Origin of the sequence: Streptomyces sp. CC208A (genome assembly GCF_030010625.1) — a bacterium.
Taxonomy (GTDB): domain Bacteria; phylum Actinomycetota; class Actinomycetes; order Streptomycetales; family Streptomycetaceae; genus Streptomyces.
Genome location: NZ_JASCXN010000016.1, coordinates 79489 through 98686, shown reverse-complemented (window position 1 = coordinate 98686; position 19198 = coordinate 79489). Strand labels below are relative to the sequence as shown.

Annotated in this window: 17 protein-coding genes; 9 read left to right on the top strand and 8 right to left on the bottom strand. The window is 71.5% G+C overall.

Features of this window, described 5'->3' with window-relative positions:
• Positions 1 to 94 precede the first annotated feature (94 nt).
• Positions 95 to 1255: an alkaline phosphatase PhoX gene (locus QK442_RS18985; protein WP_282695154.1), complete on the top strand. Its 1161-nt coding sequence runs from the start codon at positions 95 to 97 to the stop codon at positions 1253 to 1255.
• Here the strand turns inward: QK442_RS18985 and QK442_RS18980 are convergent.
• The 4 genes from QK442_RS18980 to QK442_RS18965 all read right to left on the bottom strand — a co-directional run bounded on the left by QK442_RS18980 (position 1225) and on the right by QK442_RS18965 (position 8000).
• A complete protein-coding gene (locus QK442_RS18980) occupies positions 1225 to 2250 on the bottom strand; it encodes a winged helix-turn-helix domain-containing protein (RefSeq protein ID WP_282695153.1) in 1026 nt (341 codons plus the stop codon). The two genes, QK442_RS18985 and QK442_RS18980, sit on opposite strands and share 31 nt — an antisense overlap.
• 517 nt (positions 2251 to 2767) lie before the next feature.
• The gene (ppdK, locus tag QK442_RS18975) at positions 2768 to 5479 is read right to left on the bottom strand and encodes a pyruvate, phosphate dikinase (RefSeq protein WP_282695152.1); all 2712 of its coding nucleotides are present in this window, start codon (positions 5477 to 5479) and stop codon (positions 2768 to 2770) included.
• 357 nt (positions 5480 to 5836) lie between these two features.
• Positions 5837 to 6973, bottom strand: a complete 1137-nt coding sequence (dusB, locus tag QK442_RS18970) for a tRNA dihydrouridine synthase DusB (RefSeq protein WP_282695151.1) — start codon at positions 6971 to 6973, stop codon at positions 5837 to 5839.
• A 154-nt stretch (positions 6974 to 7127) separates the two neighbouring features.
• Entirely contained in the window at positions 7128 to 8000 is an 873-nt protein-coding gene (locus tag QK442_RS18965) for a helix-turn-helix domain-containing protein (protein ID WP_282695150.1), read from the bottom strand.
• 53 nt (positions 8001 to 8053) lie between these two features.
• On the opposite strand from QK442_RS18965, the gene QK442_RS18960 reads away from it, so the two are divergent.
• On the top strand, positions 8054 to 9547 hold the full coding sequence (locus tag QK442_RS18960) for an MFS transporter (protein WP_282695149.1): 1494 nt from the start codon (positions 8054 to 8056) through the stop codon (positions 9545 to 9547).
• 54 nt (positions 9548 to 9601) lie between these two features.
• Here QK442_RS18960 and QK442_RS18955 read toward each other — a convergent pair whose 3' ends face one another.
• Complete coding sequence (locus QK442_RS18955; RefSeq protein WP_282695148.1) at positions 9602 to 9784, bottom strand: DUF6243 family protein; 183 nt, start codon at positions 9782 to 9784, stop codon at positions 9602 to 9604.
• 233 nt (positions 9785 to 10017) lie between these two features.
• Here QK442_RS18955 and QK442_RS18950 point away from each other — a divergent pair, with 233 nt between their 5' ends.
• The 3 genes from QK442_RS18950 (at position 10018) to QK442_RS18940 (ending at position 12427) form a co-directional block, all read left to right on the top strand.
• Complete coding sequence (locus QK442_RS18950) at positions 10018 to 11025, top strand: aldo/keto reductase (RefSeq protein WP_282695147.1); 1008 nt, start codon at positions 10018 to 10020, stop codon at positions 11023 to 11025.
• 16 nt (positions 11026 to 11041) lie between these two features.
• Complete coding sequence (locus tag QK442_RS18945; protein ID WP_282695146.1) at positions 11042 to 11635, top strand: TetR family transcriptional regulator; 594 nt, start codon at positions 11042 to 11044, stop codon at positions 11633 to 11635.
• Positions 11636 to 11719: 84 nt separating this feature from the next.
• Positions 11720 to 12427 carry a VC0807 family protein gene (locus tag QK442_RS18940; protein WP_282695145.1) on the top strand — a complete coding sequence of 236 codons (708 nt, stop codon included), beginning with the start codon at positions 11720 to 11722 and terminating at the stop codon, positions 12425 to 12427.
• 72 nt (positions 12428 to 12499) lie between these two features.
• Here QK442_RS18940 and QK442_RS18935 read toward each other — a convergent pair whose 3' ends face one another.
• On the bottom strand, positions 12500 to 13882 hold the full coding sequence (locus QK442_RS18935; protein WP_282695144.1) for a glycine--tRNA ligase: 1383 nt from the start codon (positions 13880 to 13882) through the stop codon (positions 12500 to 12502).
• Between the two features lie 177 nt (positions 13883 to 14059).
• Here QK442_RS18935 and QK442_RS18930 point away from each other — a divergent pair, with 177 nt between their 5' ends.
• The 4 genes from QK442_RS18930 to QK442_RS18915 are packed head-to-tail and all read left to right on the top strand — an operon-like array spanning position 14060 to position 17229.
• Entirely contained in the window at positions 14060 to 15055 is a 996-nt protein-coding gene (locus QK442_RS18930; protein ID WP_282695143.1) for a metal ABC transporter substrate-binding protein, read from the top strand.
• Positions 15056 to 15081: 26 nt separating this feature from the next.
• Complete coding sequence (locus QK442_RS18925) at positions 15082 to 15846, top strand: metal ABC transporter ATP-binding protein (protein WP_282695142.1); 765 nt, start codon at positions 15082 to 15084, stop codon at positions 15844 to 15846.
• 16 nt (positions 15847 to 15862) lie between these two features.
• The gene (locus QK442_RS18920; RefSeq protein WP_282695141.1) at positions 15863 to 16759 is read left to right on the top strand and encodes a metal ABC transporter permease; all 897 of its coding nucleotides are present in this window, start codon (positions 15863 to 15865) and stop codon (positions 16757 to 16759) included.
• A 59-nt stretch (positions 16760 to 16818) separates the two neighbouring features.
• Positions 16819 to 17229, top strand: a complete 411-nt coding sequence (locus tag QK442_RS18915; protein WP_282695140.1) for a Fur family transcriptional regulator — start codon at positions 16819 to 16821, stop codon at positions 17227 to 17229.
• Positions 17230 to 17298: 69 nt separating this feature from the next.
• Here the strand turns inward: QK442_RS18915 and QK442_RS18910 are convergent, their stop codons facing one another.
• Both QK442_RS18910 and recO read right to left on the bottom strand, forming a co-directional pair.
• Positions 17299 to 18123 carry an isoprenyl transferase gene (locus tag QK442_RS18910; RefSeq protein ID WP_282695139.1) on the bottom strand — a complete coding sequence of 275 codons (825 nt, stop codon included), beginning with the start codon at positions 18121 to 18123 and terminating at the stop codon, positions 17299 to 17301.
• 12 nt (positions 18124 to 18135) lie between these two features.
• On the bottom strand, positions 18136 to 18885 hold the full coding sequence (gene recO, locus QK442_RS18905; RefSeq protein ID WP_282695138.1) for a DNA repair protein RecO: 750 nt from the start codon (positions 18883 to 18885) through the stop codon (positions 18136 to 18138).
• Positions 18886 to 19198: the final 313 nt, after the last annotated feature.

Here is a 19198-nt window from a genome sequence, read left to right as displayed (position 1 = left end):
ATGCACAGTCAACTCCGGGCTCCTAGGTTCACCAGCGCACGGCCCCGCCGCTGACCGTGCGGCGGGGGGGTCACCACACCCCTGGAGAGAAGACGTGGAGCGACGCAGTTTCCTGCGCGGAGCGGTCATCGGCACGTCGGCGGCCGCCTTCGGCGGCACCCTGATGCGGGGCGCCGCCTACGCGGCCCCCGCCCAGCCCGGCGCCGGCCCCTACGGGGCGCTCGGCGCGGCGGACGCGAACGGCATCATGCTGCCGGCCGGGTTCACCAGCCGGATCATCGCCCGGTCCGGCCAGGCCGTGCCCGGCACCTCGTACACCTGGCACAACGCCCCCGACGGCGGCGCCTGCTTCGCCGACGGCACGGGCTGGATCTACGTGTCCAACTCGGAGATCTCCTCGACCGGCGGCGCGAGCGCCATCAGGTTCAACTCCTCGGGCACGGTCACCTCCGCCTACCGCATCCTGTCCAACACCAACCGCAACTGCGCGGGCGGCGCCACCCCGTGGAACACCTGGCTGTCCTGCGAGGAGGTGGACACCGGCTACGTCTACGAGACCGACCCGCGGGGCGTGAACGCCGCCGTCCGCCGCCCCGCCATGGGCCGCTTCAACCACGAGGCCGCCGCGGCCGACCCGGTCCGCCAGGTCATCTACCTGACCGAGGACAAGTCGGACGGCTGCTTCTACCGCTTCGCCCCCGCCACCTGGGGCGACCTCTCCTCCGGCACCCTCCAGGTCCTCAAGGCCGGCACCGCCACCTCCGGCTCCTTCACCTGGGCGAACGTCCCCGACCCGGACGGCTCCCCGAAGGCCACCCGCGGTCAGGTCTCCGGCGCGAAGAAGTTCAACGGCGGCGAGGGCTGCCACTACGCCGACGGCAAGGTCTGGTTCACCACCAAGGGCGACAACCGCGTCTGGCAGATCAACCTCACCAGCAACACCTACGAGCTCGCCTACGACGACTCCCTGGTGCCCGGCGGCGCCGCCCCGCTCACCGGCGTGGACAACATCACCGGCTCCTCCTCCGGCGACCTCTACATCGCCGAGGACGGCGGCAACATGGAGATCTGCCTGATCACGCCCGACGACACCGTCGCGCCCTTCCTGCGGATCACCGGCCAGTCCGGCTCCGAGATCACCGGACCGGCCTTCTCGCCCGACGGCACGCGGCTGTACTTCTCCAGCCAGCGCGGCACCACGGGCAGCTCCTCGGGCGGCATCACCTACGAGGTGACCGGCCCGTTCCGCGCGTAGCAGCGCTCCTCGCGCCGCTGGGCCCGCCCTCCGCCGAGGAGGGCGGCGCCCAGCGGCGTCAGCGTGTGCAGCACCGCGTTGCCGTGCCGCAGGGTCGCTATCAGGCCGGCCTCCCGCAGCACGCCCGCGTGCTGGCTGGCCGAGGCGAGCGACACCCCGGCCCGGCGGGCCAGCTCGCTGGTCGTCCCGCCGTCCCCGATGGCCCGGAGGACCTCCGCCCGGGTCTGGCCCACCAGCTTCGCCAGCGAGGAGACGCCCGGCGGGCGGACCGTCGGCGCCTCCCCGTGGGTCACCGGGTAGACGAGCACCGGCGGCAGCGCCGGGTCCCGCAGCATCACCGGCGTCCCCCGGCAGAAGTACGAGGGCTGGAGCAGCAGCCCCCGCCCGTCCAGGTGCACGTCGCGGTCGACCGGGTAGGCGGCCTCCAGGACCGGCGCCCGCCAGGTCAGCATCGGCGGCAGCGAGCCGAGCAGCTCCTCCGCGCCGCCGTCCAGGACCGCCCGGCCCCGGCGGGCCCGGTCGGCCTCCACCCGGGCCTGGATGTGCGGCCAGTACGGCTCCACCGCCGCCCGGTGGTAGCTGCGCAGCGCCCCGAGCAGCCGGTCGAAGGGCTCCGGGCCGCCGTCGGCGAGGGCCCGCAGCGAGTGCGGCACGGTACGGCCGCCGCTCCGGTCGGCGGCCAGCAGGGACAGCTCCGAGCGGAGCCGGCCCGGCGCGGTCGCGCGGACCGCCTGGAGCCCGTCGTCGAGGCCCTGGAGGCCCTCCGCCGGGGTCAGGAAGTCGGGGAAATAACCACGACTGGGGACAAGAGCGGCGAGCAGCCGGGTCTCCCCGCCGAGCCGCGCCCTCGTTTCCGTACGCCATCCGCCGAACACCACCGGGCCGCGCCGGTCCCTTAAACGGTGAAAGCTGAGAATCGTTTCCCACAGGACGTCAGGACGGGCGGCGATCCGCACCCCCGCCAGATCGTCCGCGGTGAAATGAATACGAAGCATGAAGTCCCCACCTGTGCACTCGCAACCACCCCGTCGACGAGTATGCACGCCATCACAGCACGTTACCAGGGTGTTTCAGCCACAGTTGAAAAGCATCGCGGCGAACACCACCCAACGGAAATGCTGTGCTGGTCGGGCAGGAAACCTTCAGGACCGAGGTGACGTGGTGGAGACCGTGGGGGGCTTTGCCCGTCCGGCGGCGGTCGGCGAGGGTTGCGGCTCACCTGCCCGACACTGTGAAAAGGTCGCGACCCCCGGGTGGGGATCCGGGGGTCGCGTCCGAAACGCCCGCAAACCGGGGCCGTGACCGAACGCCCGCAAACACAGACGTTCAATTTCCAATAATTCAATGCGGGCGTAATTGCGCATGAATCTGACGTGAAAACGACGGGACGGACACCTCCGCACAAGGTGTCCGTCCCGCCTCTTTCGATCCGGGACCGCCGCCCGCCGGTGAGGGTTCGGAAGGGATGGCGACGGCGGCCCCGGGGGCTGTGCGGGGCCGGAGCCCCTCGGGTCAGCGGCTGTCGCTGCCCTTCGACTCGGCGGCCGCACGACCGGCCTCCAGACGCGCCACCGGGATCCGGAACGGCGAGCAGGAGACGTAGTCGAGGCCGACCTCGTGGAAGAAGTGCACCGACTCCGGGTCGCCGCCGTGCTCGCCGCAGACGCCGAGCTTGATGTCGGGGCGGGTGGCCCGGCCGGCCTGGACCGCGGAGCGGACCAGGGAGCCGACGCCGTCCTTGTCGATGGTCTCGAAGGGGCTGACGCCGAAGATGCCCTTCTCCAGGTACGCGGTGAAGAAGCTGGCCTCCACGTCGTCGCGGGAGAAGCCCCAGACCGTCTGCGTGAGGTCGTTGGTGCCGAAGGAGAAGAACTCGGCGGCCTCGGCGATCTGGCCGGCGGTGACGGCCGCGCGGGGCAGCTCGATCATGGTGCCGAGCGCCAGCTTCAGCTCCACGCCGGTCTCCGCCTGGACCTCGGCGATGACCTTCTCGGCGTCCTCGCGGACGATCTCCAGCTCCTGGACGGTGCCCACGAGCGGGATCATGATCTCGACGCGCGGGTCGCCCTTGGCGTCGATCCGCTGGGCCGCGGCCTCCGCGATCGCCCGGACCTGCATGGTGAACAGGCCGGGGATGACCAGGCCGAGCCTCACGCCGCGCAGACCCAGCATCGGGTTCTGCTCGTGCAGCCGGTGCACGGCCTGGAGCAGGCGCAGGTCGTTCTCGTGCGGTTCCTTGCGGGACTCCGCGAGGGCCACGCGCACCGACAGCTCGGTGATGTCGGGCAGGAACTCGTGGAGCGGCGGGTCGAGCAGGCGGACCGTGACCGGCAGGCCGTCCATCGCCTCGAAGAGCTCGACGAAGTCGTTCTTCTGCAGCGGCAGCAGGGCCTTGAGGGCCTCGTCGCGCTCGGCGTCGGTGTCCGCGAGGATCAGGCGCTCGACGTACTGGCGGCGCTCGCCGAGGAACATGTGCTCGGTGCGGCACAGGCCGATGCCCTGGGCGCCGAAGCGGCGGGCGCGGGAGGCGTCCTCGGCGTTGTCGGCGTTGGCGCGGACCCGCAGGCGGCGGACGCGGTCGGCGTAGGCCATGATCCGGTGGACGGCCTGGACCAGCTCGTCGGCGTCGTCGGCGCCGGCGTGCATGCGGCCCTCGAAGTACTCGACGACCGGGGACGGTACGACCGGTACCTCACCGACGTACACCTTGCCGGTGGAGCCGTCGATGGAGACGACGTCGCCCTCCTCGATGACCACGCCGGAGGCGGTGGTCATCCGGCGGCGCTTGGTGTCGACCTCCAGCTCCTCGGCGCCGCAGACACAGGTCTTGCCCATGCCTCGGGCGACGACGGCGGCGTGCGAGGTCTTGCCGCCGCGCGAGGTGAGGATGCCCTCGGCGGCGATCATGCCGTCCAGGTCGTCCGGGTTGGTCTCGCGGCGGATCAGGATGACCTTCTCGCCGGAGCGGGACCACTTGACGGCCGTGTAGGAGTCGAAGACGGCCTTGCCGACGGCCGCGCCCGGGGAGGCGGCGATGCCGCGGCCGATCTGCTCGACCTTCGCGTTCTCGTCGAACTTGGGGAACATCAGCTGGGCGAGCTGGGCGCCGGTGACGCGCTGGAGCGCCTCGGCCTCGTCGATCAGGCCCTGGTCCACGAGCTGGGTGGCGATGCGGAAGGCGGCACCGGCGGTGCGCTTGCCGACGCGGGTCTGGAGCATCCAGAGCTGGCCGCGCTCGATGGTGAACTCGATGTCGCAGAGATCCTTGTAGTGGGTCTCCAGGGTCTCCATGATCTGCATCAGCTGGTCGTACGACTTCTTGTCGATCGACTCCAGGTCGGCCAGCGGCACCGTGTTGCGGATGCCGGCGACGACGTCCTCGCCCTGCGCGTTCTGGAGGTAGTCGCCGTAGACGCCCTGGTGGCCGGAGGCGGGGTCGCGGGTGAAGGCGACGCCGGTGCCGGAGTCCGGGCCGAGGTTGCCGAAGACCATGGAGCAGACGTTGACGGCGGTGCCGAGGTCGTGCGGGATGCGCTCCTGGCGGCGGTACAGCTTGGCGCGGTCGCCGTTCCAGGAGTCGAAGACGGCCTTGATGGCCAGGTCCATCTGCTCGCGCGGGTCCTGCGGGAAGTCGCGGCCGGTGTCGGCCTTCACGATCTCCTTGAACTTCTCGACGAGCTTCTTGAGGTCGCCGGCGTCCAGGTCGGTGTCGCTGGTGACCTTCTTGGCGGCCTTGGCCTCGTCGAGGGCGTCCTCGAAGTGCTCGCCGTCGACGCCGAGCACGGTCTTGCCGAACATCTGGATGAGGCGGCGGTACGAGTCCCAGGCGAAGCGCTCGTTGTCGGCCTGGCGGGCGAGGCCCTCGACGGAGACGTCGGAGAGGCCGATGTTGAGGACCGTGTCCATCATGCCGGGCATGGAGAACTTGGCGCCCGAGCGGACCGAGACGAGCAGCGGGTCGTCGGCCTGGCCGAGCTTCTTGCCCATCTTCCGCTCAAGGGCGTCGAGGTGGGCCGAGACCTCGTCGCGCAGGGCGACGGGCTCCGAGCCGGACTCGAGGTAGACCTTGCACGCCTCGGTGGTGATCGTGAAGCCCGGAGGGACCGGGAGACCGAGGTTGGTCATCTCGGCGAGGTTGGCCCCCTTGCCACCGAGCAGGTCCTTCAGGTCCCTGTTGCCCTCGGTGAAGTCGTACACGAACTTCTGATCATTGTTTTCCGACACGGGTCTCGACTCCTCGACGACTCGGTTGGCTGCCCTGACGGCGAGGAACATACCCAGATCGAAGGCTTCTGGGGAGGTACGCCTACCGGTCATCCGGTCGTAACCACCCGTCCGCCACCACTTCGAAAGTTACCGAGGCGAAGCTTCCGCTTTCACGCCCCGAAGCCCGCTTGACCCAATCCAGGGACTAGCCGCTCAGGTGAGCGGCATCGGTGAGCATTTGCGTTCAACTCCTGAACACAAAAAGGGTGGCACCCGGTGCCACCCTTCAAGCGGTACAGCCATCCGTAACGCGCTCATCTGAGCGCCACCCCCCTCAGGGGTGGCGAGGATCACTCCCTCGGAAGGCCGAACATCTCAGCCTCCGGACGTGTCCAGCTCGGCGTCCTCACTCACCCCGGCGCAGTCGTACGGATCCTTCAACCAGCCGTCCGGCAGGACGACCCGGTTGTTTCCGGACGTACGCCCCCGGGGGCCGTCCGCCCCCACCGGCCACGGCTGGTCCAGGTCGAGCTCGCTCAACTGAGCGCGCAGCTCCTCCAGGGACGAGGTGATCGCCAGCCGCTTCCGCATCTCCGAACCGACCGAGAAGCCCTTCAGGTACCAGGCCACGTGCTTGCGGAAGTCGATGACACCGCGCGACTCGTCCCCGATCCACTCGCCGAGCAGCGTCGCGTGCCGCACCATCACCTCCGCGACCTCCCGCAGACCCGGCGTCCGGTACTCCCCCGTGCCCTCAAGGCCCGCCACCAGGTCCGCGAAGAGCCACGGCCGGCCCAGGCAGCCACGCCCCACGACCACCCCGTCGCAGCCGGTCTCGCGCATCATCCGCACGGCGTCGTCCGCCGACCAGATGTCGCCGTTGCCGAGCACCGGGATCTCCGGCACGTGCTCCTTGAGCCGCGCGATCGCGTCCCAGTCGGCCGTACCGCCGTAGTGCTGGGCAGCGGTCCGCCCGTGCAGCGCGATGGCGGTCACGCCCTCCTCGACGGCGATCCGCCCCGCGTCGAGATAGGTGATGTGGTCGTCGTCGATGCCCTTGCGCATCTTCATCGTGACCGGCAGGTCGCCCGCGTTCGTCACGGCCTCGTGGAGGATCGCCCGCAGCAGCGGCCGCTTGTACGGCAGCGCCGAGCCGCCGCCCTTGCGGGTCACCTTGGGCACCGGGCAGCCGAAGTTCAGGTCGATGTGGTCGGCGAGGTCCTCGTCGACGATCATCCGCACCGCCTTGCCGACGGTGACCGGGTCCACCCCGTACAGCTGGATCGACCGGGGCGTCTCCGTCTCGTCGAACCGGATGAGCTGCATCGTCTTCTCGTTGCGCTCGACCAGCGCCCGCGTCGTGATCATCTCACTCACGAACAGTCCCTTGCCGCCGGAGAACTCGCGGCAGAGGGTCCGGAAGGGGGCGTTGGTGATGCCGGCCATGGGGGCGAGCACCACCGGGGGCCGCACGACGTGCGGGCCGATGGAGAGGGGGGAGAACGCGGTCATGGCCCCATTGTCCCGTACCGCGGGGAACAGCCGTCTGCCGTACGCCTCCGTCGTCTCCGCCACCACCGTCTGCCGTACGCCTCCGTCGTCTCCGCCTCCCCCGTCTCCGCCGTCTCCGCCGTCTCCGTCGTCTCCGTCGCCCCCCGCGTCCCCGTCAGGCGGCGGCCCGGGGCTCCCGCTCCCCGGTCACCAGCTCAAGGAGCCGGGCGCAGGCCGCCCGCGTCTCCTCGTCGAGCGGTACGTAGGTGACGAGGACGGGTCCCGGCGCGGGCCCGAGCCACAGGTTGGTGTGCTCGAAGCCCAGCGGTCCGACGAGGGTGTTGCGGACGACCTTGGCCAGGCCCTCGGAGGAGACCACGTCGTGCCGGGCCCAGACCTCGCGGAACTCGGGTGAGGCCGCTTCGAGCCGCTGGACCAGCCGCTTCCAGGCGGGGTCGGTCATGCACCCGGCCATCCGGGCGCGCAGCTTGCCCGCGAGACGGGGGACGAGCTCCGGGTCGGCGATGGCGGCCCGGAACTCCGGGTCGGTACAGGCCAGCCAGAGCGTGTTGCGGTCCTCGGGCGGCAGCGCGTCGAGGTCGCGGAAGAGCCGCCCGAAGACCCGGTTGTGGGCGAGGATGTCGAAGCGGCTGTTCTGGACGGCGGCGGGCATGGGCTCCAGCTGGTCGAGCAGCGCGCGTACGGCGGGGGTGACGGCCGGGCTGGGGGTGCCGGGCCGGGGGTCGGTCTGTCCGGCGAGGGCGAAGAGGTGGGCGCGCTCGGTCGGGTCGAGGAGCAGGGCCCCGGCGAGGGCGTCGAGGACCTGCGGTGAGACCTGGATGTCCCGGGCCTGCTCGATCCACGTGTACCAGGTGACGCCGACGGCGGAGAGCTGGGCGACCTCCTCGCGGCGCAGGCCGGGGGTGCGGCGCCGGCGGCCCCGGACCAGGCCGACCTGCTCGGGGGTGAGGCGCTCGCGCCGGCTGCGCAGGAAGGCGGCGAGTTCCCGCCGCCGGGCCTCGGGCCCGGTCGTCACGACGATGCTCATGATCCCAGACTGCCCGCCCGCAGACCCCGGTGCCAGGCAGTCCTGATACCAGGATGAGGAGACTCTGGTACCAGGCGGGCGGGGCGCCGAAGGTCGGAAACGTGACCACGACAACCCGACCGTCCCGTCCCCGTCCCCTCGCCCGCACCGCCCCGGCGCCGGCTCTCGGCTCCCTGGGCCTGTTCACCGTCCTCCTGGGGGCCGCGCTGCCCCTGGTCGACTTCTTCATCGTCAACGTCGCCCTGCCGTCGATCGGCCGTGACCTCGGCGCGGGCGAGGCGCTCCTCGAACTGGTCGTCGCCGGGTACGGCCTGGCGTACGCGGTCCTGCTGGTGCTCGGCGGCCGGCTCGGCGACCTCTTCGGCCGGCGGCGGCTCTTCCTGGCGGGCCTGGTGGCCTTCGGCGTGACGTCCCTGCTCTGCGGCCTCGCCCCGAGCGCCGGGGCGCTGGTGGCGGCCAGGGTGGCACAGGGTGCCGCGGCGGCGCTCCTGCTGCCGCAGGTGCTCGCGACCCTTCACTCCTCGACGGCGGGCGCCCGCCGGGCGAGGGCGATCGGCCTGTACGGGGCGACCAACGGGCTCGCGTTCGTCTCCGGCCAGATCCTGGGCGGCCTGCTGGTCGCCGCCGACGTGGCGGGCCTCGGCTGGCGCGCGGCCTTCCTGGTGAACGTGCCGGTGGTGCTGCTCGCCCTCCCCCTGGTACTCCGCGCGGTCCCGGAGACCCGCGCGGCGGCCCCGGCGCCCCTGGACGTGCGGGGCACGGTCCTCCTGGCCCTCGCCCTGGTCTCGCTCCTTCTCCCGCTGACGGAGGGCAGGGCGGCGGGGTGGCCGCTGTGGACGTGGGGCGCGCTCGCCGCGTTCCCGCTCCTGGCGGCGGCGTTCTGGCGCACGGAGCGGCGCACGGAACTCCGGGGCGGCACCCCCCTCGTCCCGCCGTCCCTCCTCCGCCTGCTCCCCCTCCGCCGGGCCCTCGCCCTCGTCCTGCCCCTCTCGGGCGGCTTCGGCGGCTTCCTCCTGGTGATCGCGGTGGCCCTCCAGCAGGGCCTGGAGCTGGGCCCGATCGCGTCGGGCGCGGCGCTCGTCCCGATGGCCCTGGCCTTCTTCGCGGCCTCCCTCGCGGGCCCCCGGCTCGTGGCCCGCTGGGGCACCCGGGTGATCCCGGCGGGCGCGGTCCTCCAGGCGGCAGGCCTCGGCATGCTGGCGTGGACGGTCCTGCGCTCCTGGCCGGACGTCACCCCGTGGACCCTGGCGCCGGGCATGGCGGCGGCGGGCCTGGGCCAGGGCCTCCAGCTCCCGGTCCTCTTCCGGGTGGTCCTCGCCCACATCCCGGCGGACCGCGCGGGCGTCGGCAGCGGCGTCCTGGTGACGACCCAGCAGTCGGCCCTGGCCCTGGGCGTGGCGACCCTGGGCTCGCTCTTCCTGTCCCTGGCCGCGACGGCCCCCCTGAGCACGGCCCTGGCCACGACCCTCCTGATCCAGCTGACCCTGGCCCTCCTGGCCGGTCTGTACGCCCTCCGGCTGCCGAGGGCGGCGGAGCACACCGGCTGAACGGACACGGCGAAGGGCCCGGACCGCAGGTGCGGTCCGGGCCCTTCCGGTCGGTTACTTCTCCGAGGTGTCGGCGCTCTGGTTGCGCTCGCGCATCTTCTTCAGGAGGTCCTGCTTGCGGGCCTCCGCGGAGGTGCGGTCGGCGGCGCGGCCCTGGCGGGCGCCCTGCTGGTCGGCGCGGGACAGCTTCTTGCGCTGTCCGCCCACGCCGAGGAGGTTGTTACGGCTCTTGGCCACGGGGGTCTCCCCTTCGGTGAGGTGTGCGGTGGTCGTCGGTCCGCCGGAGCGGCGCCGCTCTCACTCGTAAATCGGGAGGTGAGCAAACATGCCCGCACCGTAGCGGGGTGGTTCGGGGCGGTGCACCCGGTTTTTCCAGCCCCCCCACATGACCGATGACAGATATTGAAATCTGTCATCGGTCATGTCATGGTTGTAGGGCCCCCTCCCCTTCCTCCCCTCAGGAGACCGCCATGCTTCCCACCCGCCCCCTCGGCACCACCGGCCCCGCCGTCTCCGCGCTCGGGCTCGGCTGCATGGGCATGTCCGCGCTGTACGGCGAGGCTGACCGGGCCGAGTCGATCGCGACCATCCACGCGGCCCTGGAGGCCGGCGTGACCCTGCTCGACACCGGCGACTTCTACGGGATGGGCCACAACGAGCTGCTCATCAACGAGGCCCTGCGGACCGCACCCGCCGCCCTGCGCGAACAGGCCTTGACCAGCGTGAAGTTCGGTGCGCTGCGAACGGTCGAGGGCGGGTTCACCGGGTATGACGGGCGGCCGGACGCGGTGAAGAACTTCGCCGCGTACTCGCTCCAGCGGCTCGGCACCGACCACATCGACGTCTACCGGATCGCCCGCGTCGACCCGGACGTGCCGGTCGAGGAGACCGTCGGCGCCATCGCCGAGCTGGTCGAGGCCGGGCACGTGCGGCACATCGGCCTCTCCGAGGTCGGTGCGGACACCCTGCGCCGGGCCGCCGCCGTCGCGCCGATCGCGGACCTCCAGATCGAGTACTCGCTGATCTCCCGGGGCATCGAGGAGAAGATCCTGCCGGCCGCCCGCGAGCTGGGCGTCGGCGTCACCGCGTACGGGGTCCTCTCCCGCGGCCTGATCAGCGGCCACTTCACCCGCGACCGCGCTCTGTCGGCCGGTGACTTCCGGGGGATGAGCCCGCGGTTCCAGGGCGAGAACCTGCACCGCAACCTCGACCTGGTGGAGCGGCTGCGGGCCGTCGCCGAGGCCAAGGGCGTCTCGGTCGCGCAGACCGCGATCGCCTGGGTCCTGGCGCAGGGCGAGGACATCGTGCCGCTGGTCGGCGCCCGGACCCGGACCCGGCTCGCCGAGGCGCTGGGCGCCCTGGACGTCGTCCTCGACGCGGCCGACCTGGCCGCGATCGAGGAGGCCGTCCCGGCCGGCGCCGCCGCCGGCGAGCGCTATCCGGCCGCGCAGATGGCACACCTGGACAGCGAGCACTGACAGGTACTGTCAGTGCATGGCCGCCACCGAAACCCTCACCGCCGAGCGCATCCTCGAAGCCACCGAGGAGGTGCTGCGGCGGTACGGCCCCGCGAAGGCGACGGTCGTGGACGTGGCCCGGGCGCTCGGCGTCAGCCACGGCAGCGTCTACCGCCACTTCCGCACCAAGGCGGCGCTGCGCGAGGCGGTCACCGAGCGGTGGCTGGAGCGGAACGTCGTCGAGCTCCGCCCGTACGCCGAGGGTCCGGGCCCCGCCGACGAGCGGCTGTCCGGCTGGCTGGACCGCCTCTTCGCGCTCAAGCGGCAGAAGGCCGGCGGCGACCCGGAGCTGATGGCGACGTTCATGGTCCTCATCGGCGAGAACAGCGCGGTGGTCGACCGGCACGTGGAGCACCTGGTGGAGCAGATCGCCGCCATCCTCGCGGACGGGGTCCGGGACGGGATCTTCGCCTCCCCCGATCCCGATGTCGCCGTCACCGCCCGCGCCGTCTTCGACGCCACCGACCGCTTCCACGACCCGGCCCACGCCGCCGACTGGTCCGCGCCGGGCATCGAGACGGCCTTCCGGGCCGTCGTCTCCCTGGTCCTGCGGGCGCTGCGCCGGCCTTGAAGATCATTTGGCCCGGAGTTTCCCTCTTCCTGTCCTGCACCTGACTAACGTTTCCCCGACCACACACCTCAGGGGGAACGCACCATGTCCGTCACCGAACAGCCCGCCGGACCGCCGGCCCGCTCCGGAAAGGCCGCCGCGCTCGGCTGGTTCCTGACCATCGGCCTCAACGTGGTGGCGCCGATCGTCACGTACAACGTCCTGACCGGGGACCACGGCTGGTCCGAGTTCTCGGCGCTGCTGCTCAGCAGCGCCTGGCCGGTGCTCGACAGCGCGATCATGGTGGCCTGGCGGCGCAAGCTCGACGAGTTCGCGCTCGTCACCCTGGTCTTCCTGGTGATCACCGCCCTCGTCTCGCTGATCGGCGCGCACACCGCCCGCGCACTGCTGATCAAGGACTCCGGCGTGACCGGCCTGTTCGGGCTGCTCTGTCTCGTCACCCTGCTCGCGCCGCGCCCGCTGATGTTCTACTTCGGTCGGAAGTTCGCCACCGACGGCACCCCGGAGTCCACCGCCTGGTGGAACGGGCTGTGGCAGTACGAGGGCTTCCGCTCCACCATGCGCACGATGACGCTGGTGTGGGGCGTGGCGTACGTGGCGGAGGCGGCGGTGCGGATCGCGCTGGCGTACGCCCTGCCGACCGACACCATGGTGGTGGTCAGCCCGGTCATGCTCTACGCCGTGCTCGGCGCGCTCGGCGTCTGGACGGCCTGGTTCGGCAAGCGCCGGGCGGCCGAGGGGGCCCGGCGGCAGGCCGAGGCGGAGGCAGCGGCGGCGGCTGCCGCGGCCTGAGTTCCTCACGTACGGGAGAGCCCCCGGTCCGACGCTCCGGACCGGGGGCTCTGCCGTGGACGACCGTGGAGGTCAGCAGCCGATGAGGCGGGTGGCCAGGTAGCTCTGGATCTGGTCGAGGGAGACGCGCTCCTGCTTCATGGTGTCGCGCTCGCGCACGGTCACCGCGTCGTCCTCAAGGGTGTCGAAGTCGACGGTGACGCAGTACGGCGTGCCGATCTCGTCCTGGCGGCGGTAGCGGCGGCCGATGGCGCCGGCGTCGTCGAAGTCGATGTTCCAGTTCTGGCGCAGGTCCGCCGCGAGGCCCTTGGCCTTCGGGGAGAGCTGCGGGTTGCGGGAGAGCGGCAGGACCGCGGCCTTGACCGGGGCCAGGCGGTGGTCGAGGCGGAGCACGACGCGCTTCTCCATGACGCCCTTGGCGTTGGGGGCCTCGTCCTCGGTGTACGCGTCGAGGAGGAAGGCGAGCATGGTGCGGCCGACACCGGCGGCGGGCTCGATGACGTACGGCGTGTAACGCTCGCCGGACTCCTGGTCCAGGTAGGTCAGGTTGGCGCCGGAGGCCTTGGAGTGGGCGCTCAGGTCGTAGTCGGTGCGGTTGGCGACGCCCTCCAGCTCGCCCCACTCGCTGCCGCCGAAGGAGAAGCGGTACTCGATGTCGGCGGTGCGCTTCGAGTAGTGGGAGAGCTTCTCCTGCGGGTGCTCGTACCAGCGCATGTTCTCCTCGCGCAGGCCGAGGCCGGTGTACCAGTTCCAGCGCTGCTGCATCCAGTACTCCTGCCACTGCTCGTCCTCGCCCGGCTTGACGAAGAACTCCATCTCCATCTGCTCGAACTCGCGGGTCCGGAAGATGAAGTTGCCCGGAGTGATCTCGTTCCGGAAGGACTTGCCCATCTGCGCGATGCCGAACGGGGGCTTCTTGCGCGCGGTCGTCTGGACCTGGGAGAAGTTGGTGAAGATGCCCTGGGCGGTCTCGGGGCGCAGGTAGGCGACGGAGCCGCTGTCCTGGGTCGGGCCGAGGTGGGTGGAGAGCAGGCCGGAGAACTGCTTGGGCTCGGTGAAGGTGCCCTTGTTGCCGCAGTTGGGGCAGTTGAGGTCGGCGAGGCCGTTCTCGGGGAGACGGCCGTGCTTCTCCTCGTACGCCTCCTCCAGGTGGTCGGCGCGGAAGCGCTTGTGGCAGGAGGTGCACTCGGTCAGCGGGTCGGTGAAGGTCGCGACGTGGCCGGAGGCCTCCCAGACCTCGGTGGCCAGGATGACCGACGAGTCGATGCCGACGACGTCCTCGCGCGAGGTGACCATGTAACGCCACCACTGGCGCTTGATGTTCTCCTTGAGCTCGACGCCCAGGTGCCCGTAGTCCCAGGCGGCGCGCTGACCACCGTAGATCTCACTGCAGGGGAAAACGAAGCCACGGCGCTTGCTGAGGCTGACGATGGTGTCGATCTTGTCGGCGGCCACGGTGCTCTCTTCATTACGACGACGAAGTGCGAATGCCTCAGGTTACCGGCGCCCATGGGCGGGTTATCAAATCGGTTCGGCCTCGGGCGGGGGCGGGGTGGAGGGTGGGCAGGGCCACACCCGGGAGCCGTGCAAGGCAATTGACAACCGTTTCCAATTTTGTTGAAAATGAGTGTCATGAACGTACGCCGTCTGATACCCGCCACCGCCGTCGCCGGAGCCGTCGCCCTCGGTCTCGTCACCCTCTCCGCCTGCGGCGGAAGCTCCTCGGCCGCCGACAAGGGCACCGACGGCAAGCTGGACGTCGTCGCGTCGTTCTACCCCATGCAGTACCTGGCCGAGCAGATAGGCGGCGGCCACGTGGCCGTCAACACGCTCACCAAGCCCGGCGTCGAACCCCACGACCTGGAGCTCAAGCCGAAGCAGATCGGCGAGCTCGGCAAGGCCGACGTCATCCTCTACCTCAAGGGCATCCAGCCCGCCGTCGACGAGGCCATCGCCCAGGCCGGCGTGAAGAACACGATCGACGCCGCCACCCTCACCACCCTCGAAGCCCACGGCACCGAAGCCGGCGAAGGCCACGACCACGGCCACGAGGGCGAGGAGTCCCACGAGGGCGAGGAGTCCCACGACGACCACGGCTCCGAGGCCGGCACCGACCCGCACATCTGGCTCGACCCCGTGAAGTACGCCGAGGTCGCCAAGGGCGTCGGCACCGCCCTGGAGAAGGCGGACCCGGCCCACGCCGCCGACTACCAGGCGAACACCGCCGCCCTCGTGGAGAAGCTCGGCGCCCTGGACACCGCCTTCGAGAAGGGCCTCAAGAACACCGAGACCCGCACCTTCATCACCACCCACTCCGCCTTCGGCTACCTCGCCGAGCGCTACCACCTGGAGCAGGAGGGCATCTCCGGCATGGACCCCGAGTCCGAGCCGAGCCCCGCCCGCATCAAGGAACTCCAGGACATCGCGAAGGCCGACAAGGTCACCACCGTCTTCTTCGAGACGCTCGCGAGCGACAAGACCGCGAAGACCCTCGCCGCCGACACCGGACTGAAGACCGACGTGCTCGACCCGCTGGAGGGAATCACGGACCAGTCGAAGGGCGATGACTACATCGAGGTCATGCGCGCGAACCTCGCCGCGCTGCAGAAGGCCCTCGGCGCCAAGTGATCCACCCCCGTACGCAGGAGGCACCCGTGAGCGACGCGCCCGTCATCTCCGTCCGCGGAGCCACCGCCGCCCTCGGCGCCCGCCCCGTCCTCCGGGGCGTCGACCTCACCGTCCACCGCGGTGAGGTCGTCGCCCTGCTCGGCGCCAACGGCTCCGGCAAGTCCACCGCCGTCCGCTCCGTCATCGGCCAGGTGCCGCTGACCGGCGGCACCATCGAGCTGTTCGGCACCGAGCAGAAGCGGTTCCGCGACTGGGCCAGGGTCGGCTACGTACCGCAGCGCACCACCGCCTCCGCCGGCGTGCCCGCCACCGTCCGCGAGGTCGTCGCCTCCGGCCGCCTGGCCCGCCGCCGCTTCGGTCTGCCGTCCAAGGCGGACAGGGCCGCGATCCTCCGGGCCATGGAGCTGGTCGGCCTCGCCGACCGCGCCCAGGACTCCGTCTCCGCGCTCTCCGGCGGCCAGCACCAGCGGGTCCTCATCGCCCGCGCGCTCGCCTCCGAGCCCGAACTCCTGATCATGGACGAGCCGATGGCCGGCGTCGACCTCGCCAGCCAGGAGATCCTCGCCGCGACCCTGCGCGAACAGGTCGCCGGCGGTACGTCGGTCCTCCTCGTCCTACACGAGCTGGGCCCCCTGGAGCCGCTGATCGACCGCGCGGTCGTGCTCCGCGACGGCTGCGTCGTCCACGACGGCCCGCCGCCGCAGGCCGTCGGCCAGCATGCCCTGCCCGGCCACGACCACGTCCACCCCCACGCGGCCGACGAACCGCTGCGCACCGGACTGCTGACCTGAAGGCGCTGAACTGACCATGGACTTCCTCGAACCCGCCTTCATGCAGCGGGCGCTCCTCGCGGCCGTGCTCGTCGGCATCACCGCCCCCGCCGTCGGCGTCTACCTCGTCCAGCGCCGGCAGGCGCTCATGGGCGACGGCATCGGCCACGTCGCCATGACCGGTGTCGGCCTCGGCTTCCTCATGAACACCAACCCGGTGTGGATGGCGACCCTCGTCGCCATCGTCGGCTCCGTCGCCATGGAGCTGATCCGGTCGTACGGCAAGACCCGCGGCGACCTCGCGCTCGCGCTGCTCTTCTACGGCGGCATGGCGGGCGGCGTCCTGCTGATCAACCTCTCGCCGACCGGCTCCAACGCCAACCTCAGCTCGTTCCTCTTCGGCTCGCTGTCGACGGTCTCCACCGAGGACGTCACCACGATCAGCGTCCTGGCCGGGTTCGTGCTCCTGGTGACGGTCGGCCTGCGCCGCCAGCTCTTCGCCGTCAGCCAGGACGAGGAGTTCGCCCGGGTCACCGGCCTGCCGGTGCGCGCCCTGAACCTGCTCATCGCGGTCACCGCCGCGGTCACGGTCACGGTCGCCATGCGCGTCGTCGGCCTGCTCCTGGTCAGCGCGCTCATGGTGGTGCCGGTCGCGGCGGCCCAGCAGCTCTCCCGGTCGTTCAGGACCACGTTCGCCCTGGCCGTGCTGATCGGCACCGGCGTCACCCTGTCCGGCACGATCACCTCGTACTACCAGGACGTGCCGCCCGGCGCGACCATCGTCCTGCTCGCGATCGGCGTCTTCATCGCCCTGGCCCTGCTCGCCACCCCGCTCGCCCGGCGCCGGGCCAAGGCCGCCGAGCAGGCCGCGGCGGACTGCAACGCCCGCTGCGTCCCCGCCACCCGGAAGCCGTCGGACGACGTGAAGGTCTGATCCGGCGCAGGGGGTACTGGCAGAATGGCAGGGGCAACGGAAACATCAAGGAGGCCCCCGTGGTGACGGCAGGACCCCCCGTACGCGGTCGCTCGACCAGGCAGCGCGCCGCCGTGGCGGCGGCACTGAGCGAGGTGGACGAGTTCCGCAGCGCCCAGGAGCTGCACGACATGCTCAAGCACCGCGGCGACTCCGTCGGCCTGACCACCGTCTACCGCACCCTGCAGTCCCTGGCGGACGCGGGCGAGGTGGACGCGCTGCGCACCAGCGACGGCGAGACCGTGTACCGGCGCTGCTCGTCCGACGACCACCACCACCATCTGGTCTGCCGCGCCTGCGGCAAGGCCGTCGAGGTCGAGGGCCCGATGGTGGAGCAGTGGGCCGAGGCCGTCGCGGCGGAGCACGCATTTGTGAACGTGGCGCACACGGTCGAGATCTTCGGCACCTGCGCGGAGTGCGCGGCGAAGTGAGCTGAGACCTGACATGCGGAGGGGCCCGCACCGGACGGATTCCGGTGCGGGCCCACGCGTGTGTCGTGGCTACGCCTTGTCGAGGACGGCCAGGTCGGCCGGGTCGACGCCGCCGAAGCGGCGGTCGCGCTGGGCGTACTCGACACAGGCCCGCCACAGGTCGCGGCGGTCGAAGTCGGGCCACAGCACGTCCTGGAAGACCATCTCGGCGTACGCGCTCTGCCAGATCAGGTAGTTGGAGGTGCGCTGCTCGCCGCTGGGCCGCAGGAAGAGGTCGACATCCGGCATGTCCGGGTAGTAGAGGTACTTCTGGACCGTCTTCTCGGTGATCTTCGCCGGGTCGAGGCGGCCCGCCCTCACGTCCTCCGCGAGCGCCTGCGCCGCGTCCGTGAGCTCGGCGCGGCCGCCGTAGTTCATGCAGAAGTACAGCGTGAGCCTGGTGTTGTCCTTGGTCTGCTCCTGGGCGACCTGGAGCTCCTTGGCGACCGACTTCCACAGCTTGGGCATGCGGCCCACCCAGCGCACCCGGATGCCGAGCTCGTCGAGCTGGTCGCGGGTCTTGCGGATGAAGTCGCGGTTGAAGTTCATCAGGAAGCGCACCTCCTCGGGCGAGCGCTTCCAGTTCTCGGTGGAGAAGGCGTACAGCGAGATCGCCCCCACGCCCATCTCGATGGCGCCCTGGAGGACGTCGAGGACCTGTTCGGCGCCGACCTTGTGGCCCTCGGTGCGCGGCAGCCCCCGCTCCTTGGCCCAGCGCCCGTTGCCGTCCATGACGATCGCGACGTGCTCCGGCACGAGCTCCGGCTGGAGCTTCGGCGGGCGGGCGCCGGACGGGTGCGGCTCGGGGGTCCTGTACTCCCGGCGCTGGCGCCCGAGGAGTCGTGCGATGGCCATGCGATGGATCTCCTAGCTTTTCTCGACGTACCGCAGGGAGCGCAGGCCGCGCTCCAGGTGCCAGTGCAGATAGGCGGACACGAGGCCGCTGCCCTCCCTGACGTGACGCGGCTCGCACGCGTCCGCCGTCGCCCAGTCGCCGGTGAGCAGCGCGCTGAGCAGGCCGATGGCCTCCGCCGAGGGTACGACGCTTCCGGGGACCCGGCAGTCGCCGCATATGACGCCGCCCGCCGCGACCGAGAAGAACCGGTTCGGTCCTTCGAGGCCGCATTTGGCGCAGTCCGAGAAGGAGGGGGCGTAGCCGTTGACGGCGAGGGAGCGGAGGAGGAAGGCGTCCAGGACGAGGTGGGGGGCGTGCTCGCCGCGGGCGAGGGTCCGCAGCCCGCCGACGAGCAGCAGGTACTGCTGCACGGCCGGCTCGCCCTCGTGGTCGGTGAAGCGCTCCGCGGTCTCCAGCATCGCGGTGCCGGCGGTGTAGCGGGCGTAGTCGGTGACGATGCCGCCGCCGTACGGGGCGATGGTCTCGCTCTGGGTGCAGAGCGGAAGGCCGCGGCCGACGAGCTCGCTGCCGCGGGCGAAGAACTGCACGTCCACGTGGGAGAAGGGTTCGAGGCGCGCGCCGAACTTGGACTTGGTGCGGCGCACGCCGCGCGCCACGGCGCGCACGCGGCCGTGACCGCGCGTGAGGAGGGTGATGATGCGGTCCGCTTCACCCAGCTTCTGGGTGCGCAGCACGATGCCGTCGTCGCGGAACAGACTCATGGACCCATTCTCCCGTACGCCGGGCCGGCCCCGGCCGCCGGATGCCGCTCGAACCGCCGGCGGGGGCGTGGACCGGGTCCGGCGGGGCGCGGGGGATCCGGCGGCGGGGCGCGGTGCGGGTGGGGTGCGGGCACGGCGGCGGGTACGGGTACGGGGGGGAGGGCACAAGGGCGGGGGGCGGGCACAAGGGCGGGCCGTGGACCCGGGCCTGGCGGGGCGCGGGGCGTCCGGCGGCGGGCACGGGTGCGCCGGCGAGCCGTTGAGCCGGGCCTGGCGGTTCGCGGGGTGCCCGACGGCAGGGCGCGGGTGCGCC

What these genes read in the sequence shown, in the direction of transcription:
- recO (WP_282695138.1), bottom strand. Translation starts at nt 18,885, where the DNA reads ATGAGTCTGTTCCGCGACGACGGCATCGTGCTGCGCACCCAGAAGCTG.
- dusB (WP_282695151.1), bottom strand. Translation starts at nt 6,973, where the DNA reads ATGACCGCGTTCTCCCCCCTCTCCATCGGCCCGCACGTCGTGCGGCCC.
- QK442_RS18965 (WP_282695150.1), bottom strand. Translation starts at nt 8,000, where the DNA reads ATGAGCATCGTCGTGACGACCGGGCCCGAGGCCCGGCGGCGGGAACTC.
- QK442_RS18945 (WP_282695146.1), top strand. Translation starts at nt 11,042, where the DNA reads ATGGCCGCCACCGAAACCCTCACCGCCGAGCGCATCCTCGAAGCCACC.
- QK442_RS18910 (WP_282695139.1), bottom strand. Translation starts at nt 18,123, where the DNA reads ATGGCCATCGCACGACTCCTCGGGCGCCAGCGCCGGGAGTACAGGACC.
- QK442_RS18940 (WP_282695145.1), top strand. Translation starts at nt 11,720, where the DNA reads ATGTCCGTCACCGAACAGCCCGCCGGACCGCCGGCCCGCTCCGGAAAG.
- QK442_RS18960 (WP_282695149.1), top strand. Translation starts at nt 8,054, where the DNA reads ATGAGGAGACTCTGGTACCAGGCGGGCGGGGCGCCGAAGGTCGGAAAC.
- QK442_RS18980 (WP_282695153.1), bottom strand. Translation starts at nt 2,250, where the DNA reads ATGCTTCGTATTCATTTCACCGCGGACGATCTGGCGGGGGTGCGGATC.
- QK442_RS18920 (WP_282695141.1), top strand. Translation starts at nt 15,863, where the DNA reads ATGGACTTCCTCGAACCCGCCTTCATGCAGCGGGCGCTCCTCGCGGCC.
- QK442_RS18930 (WP_282695143.1), top strand. Translation starts at nt 14,060, where the DNA reads ATGAACGTACGCCGTCTGATACCCGCCACCGCCGTCGCCGGAGCCGTC.
- QK442_RS18950 (WP_282695147.1), top strand. Translation starts at nt 10,018, where the DNA reads ATGCTTCCCACCCGCCCCCTCGGCACCACCGGCCCCGCCGTCTCCGCG.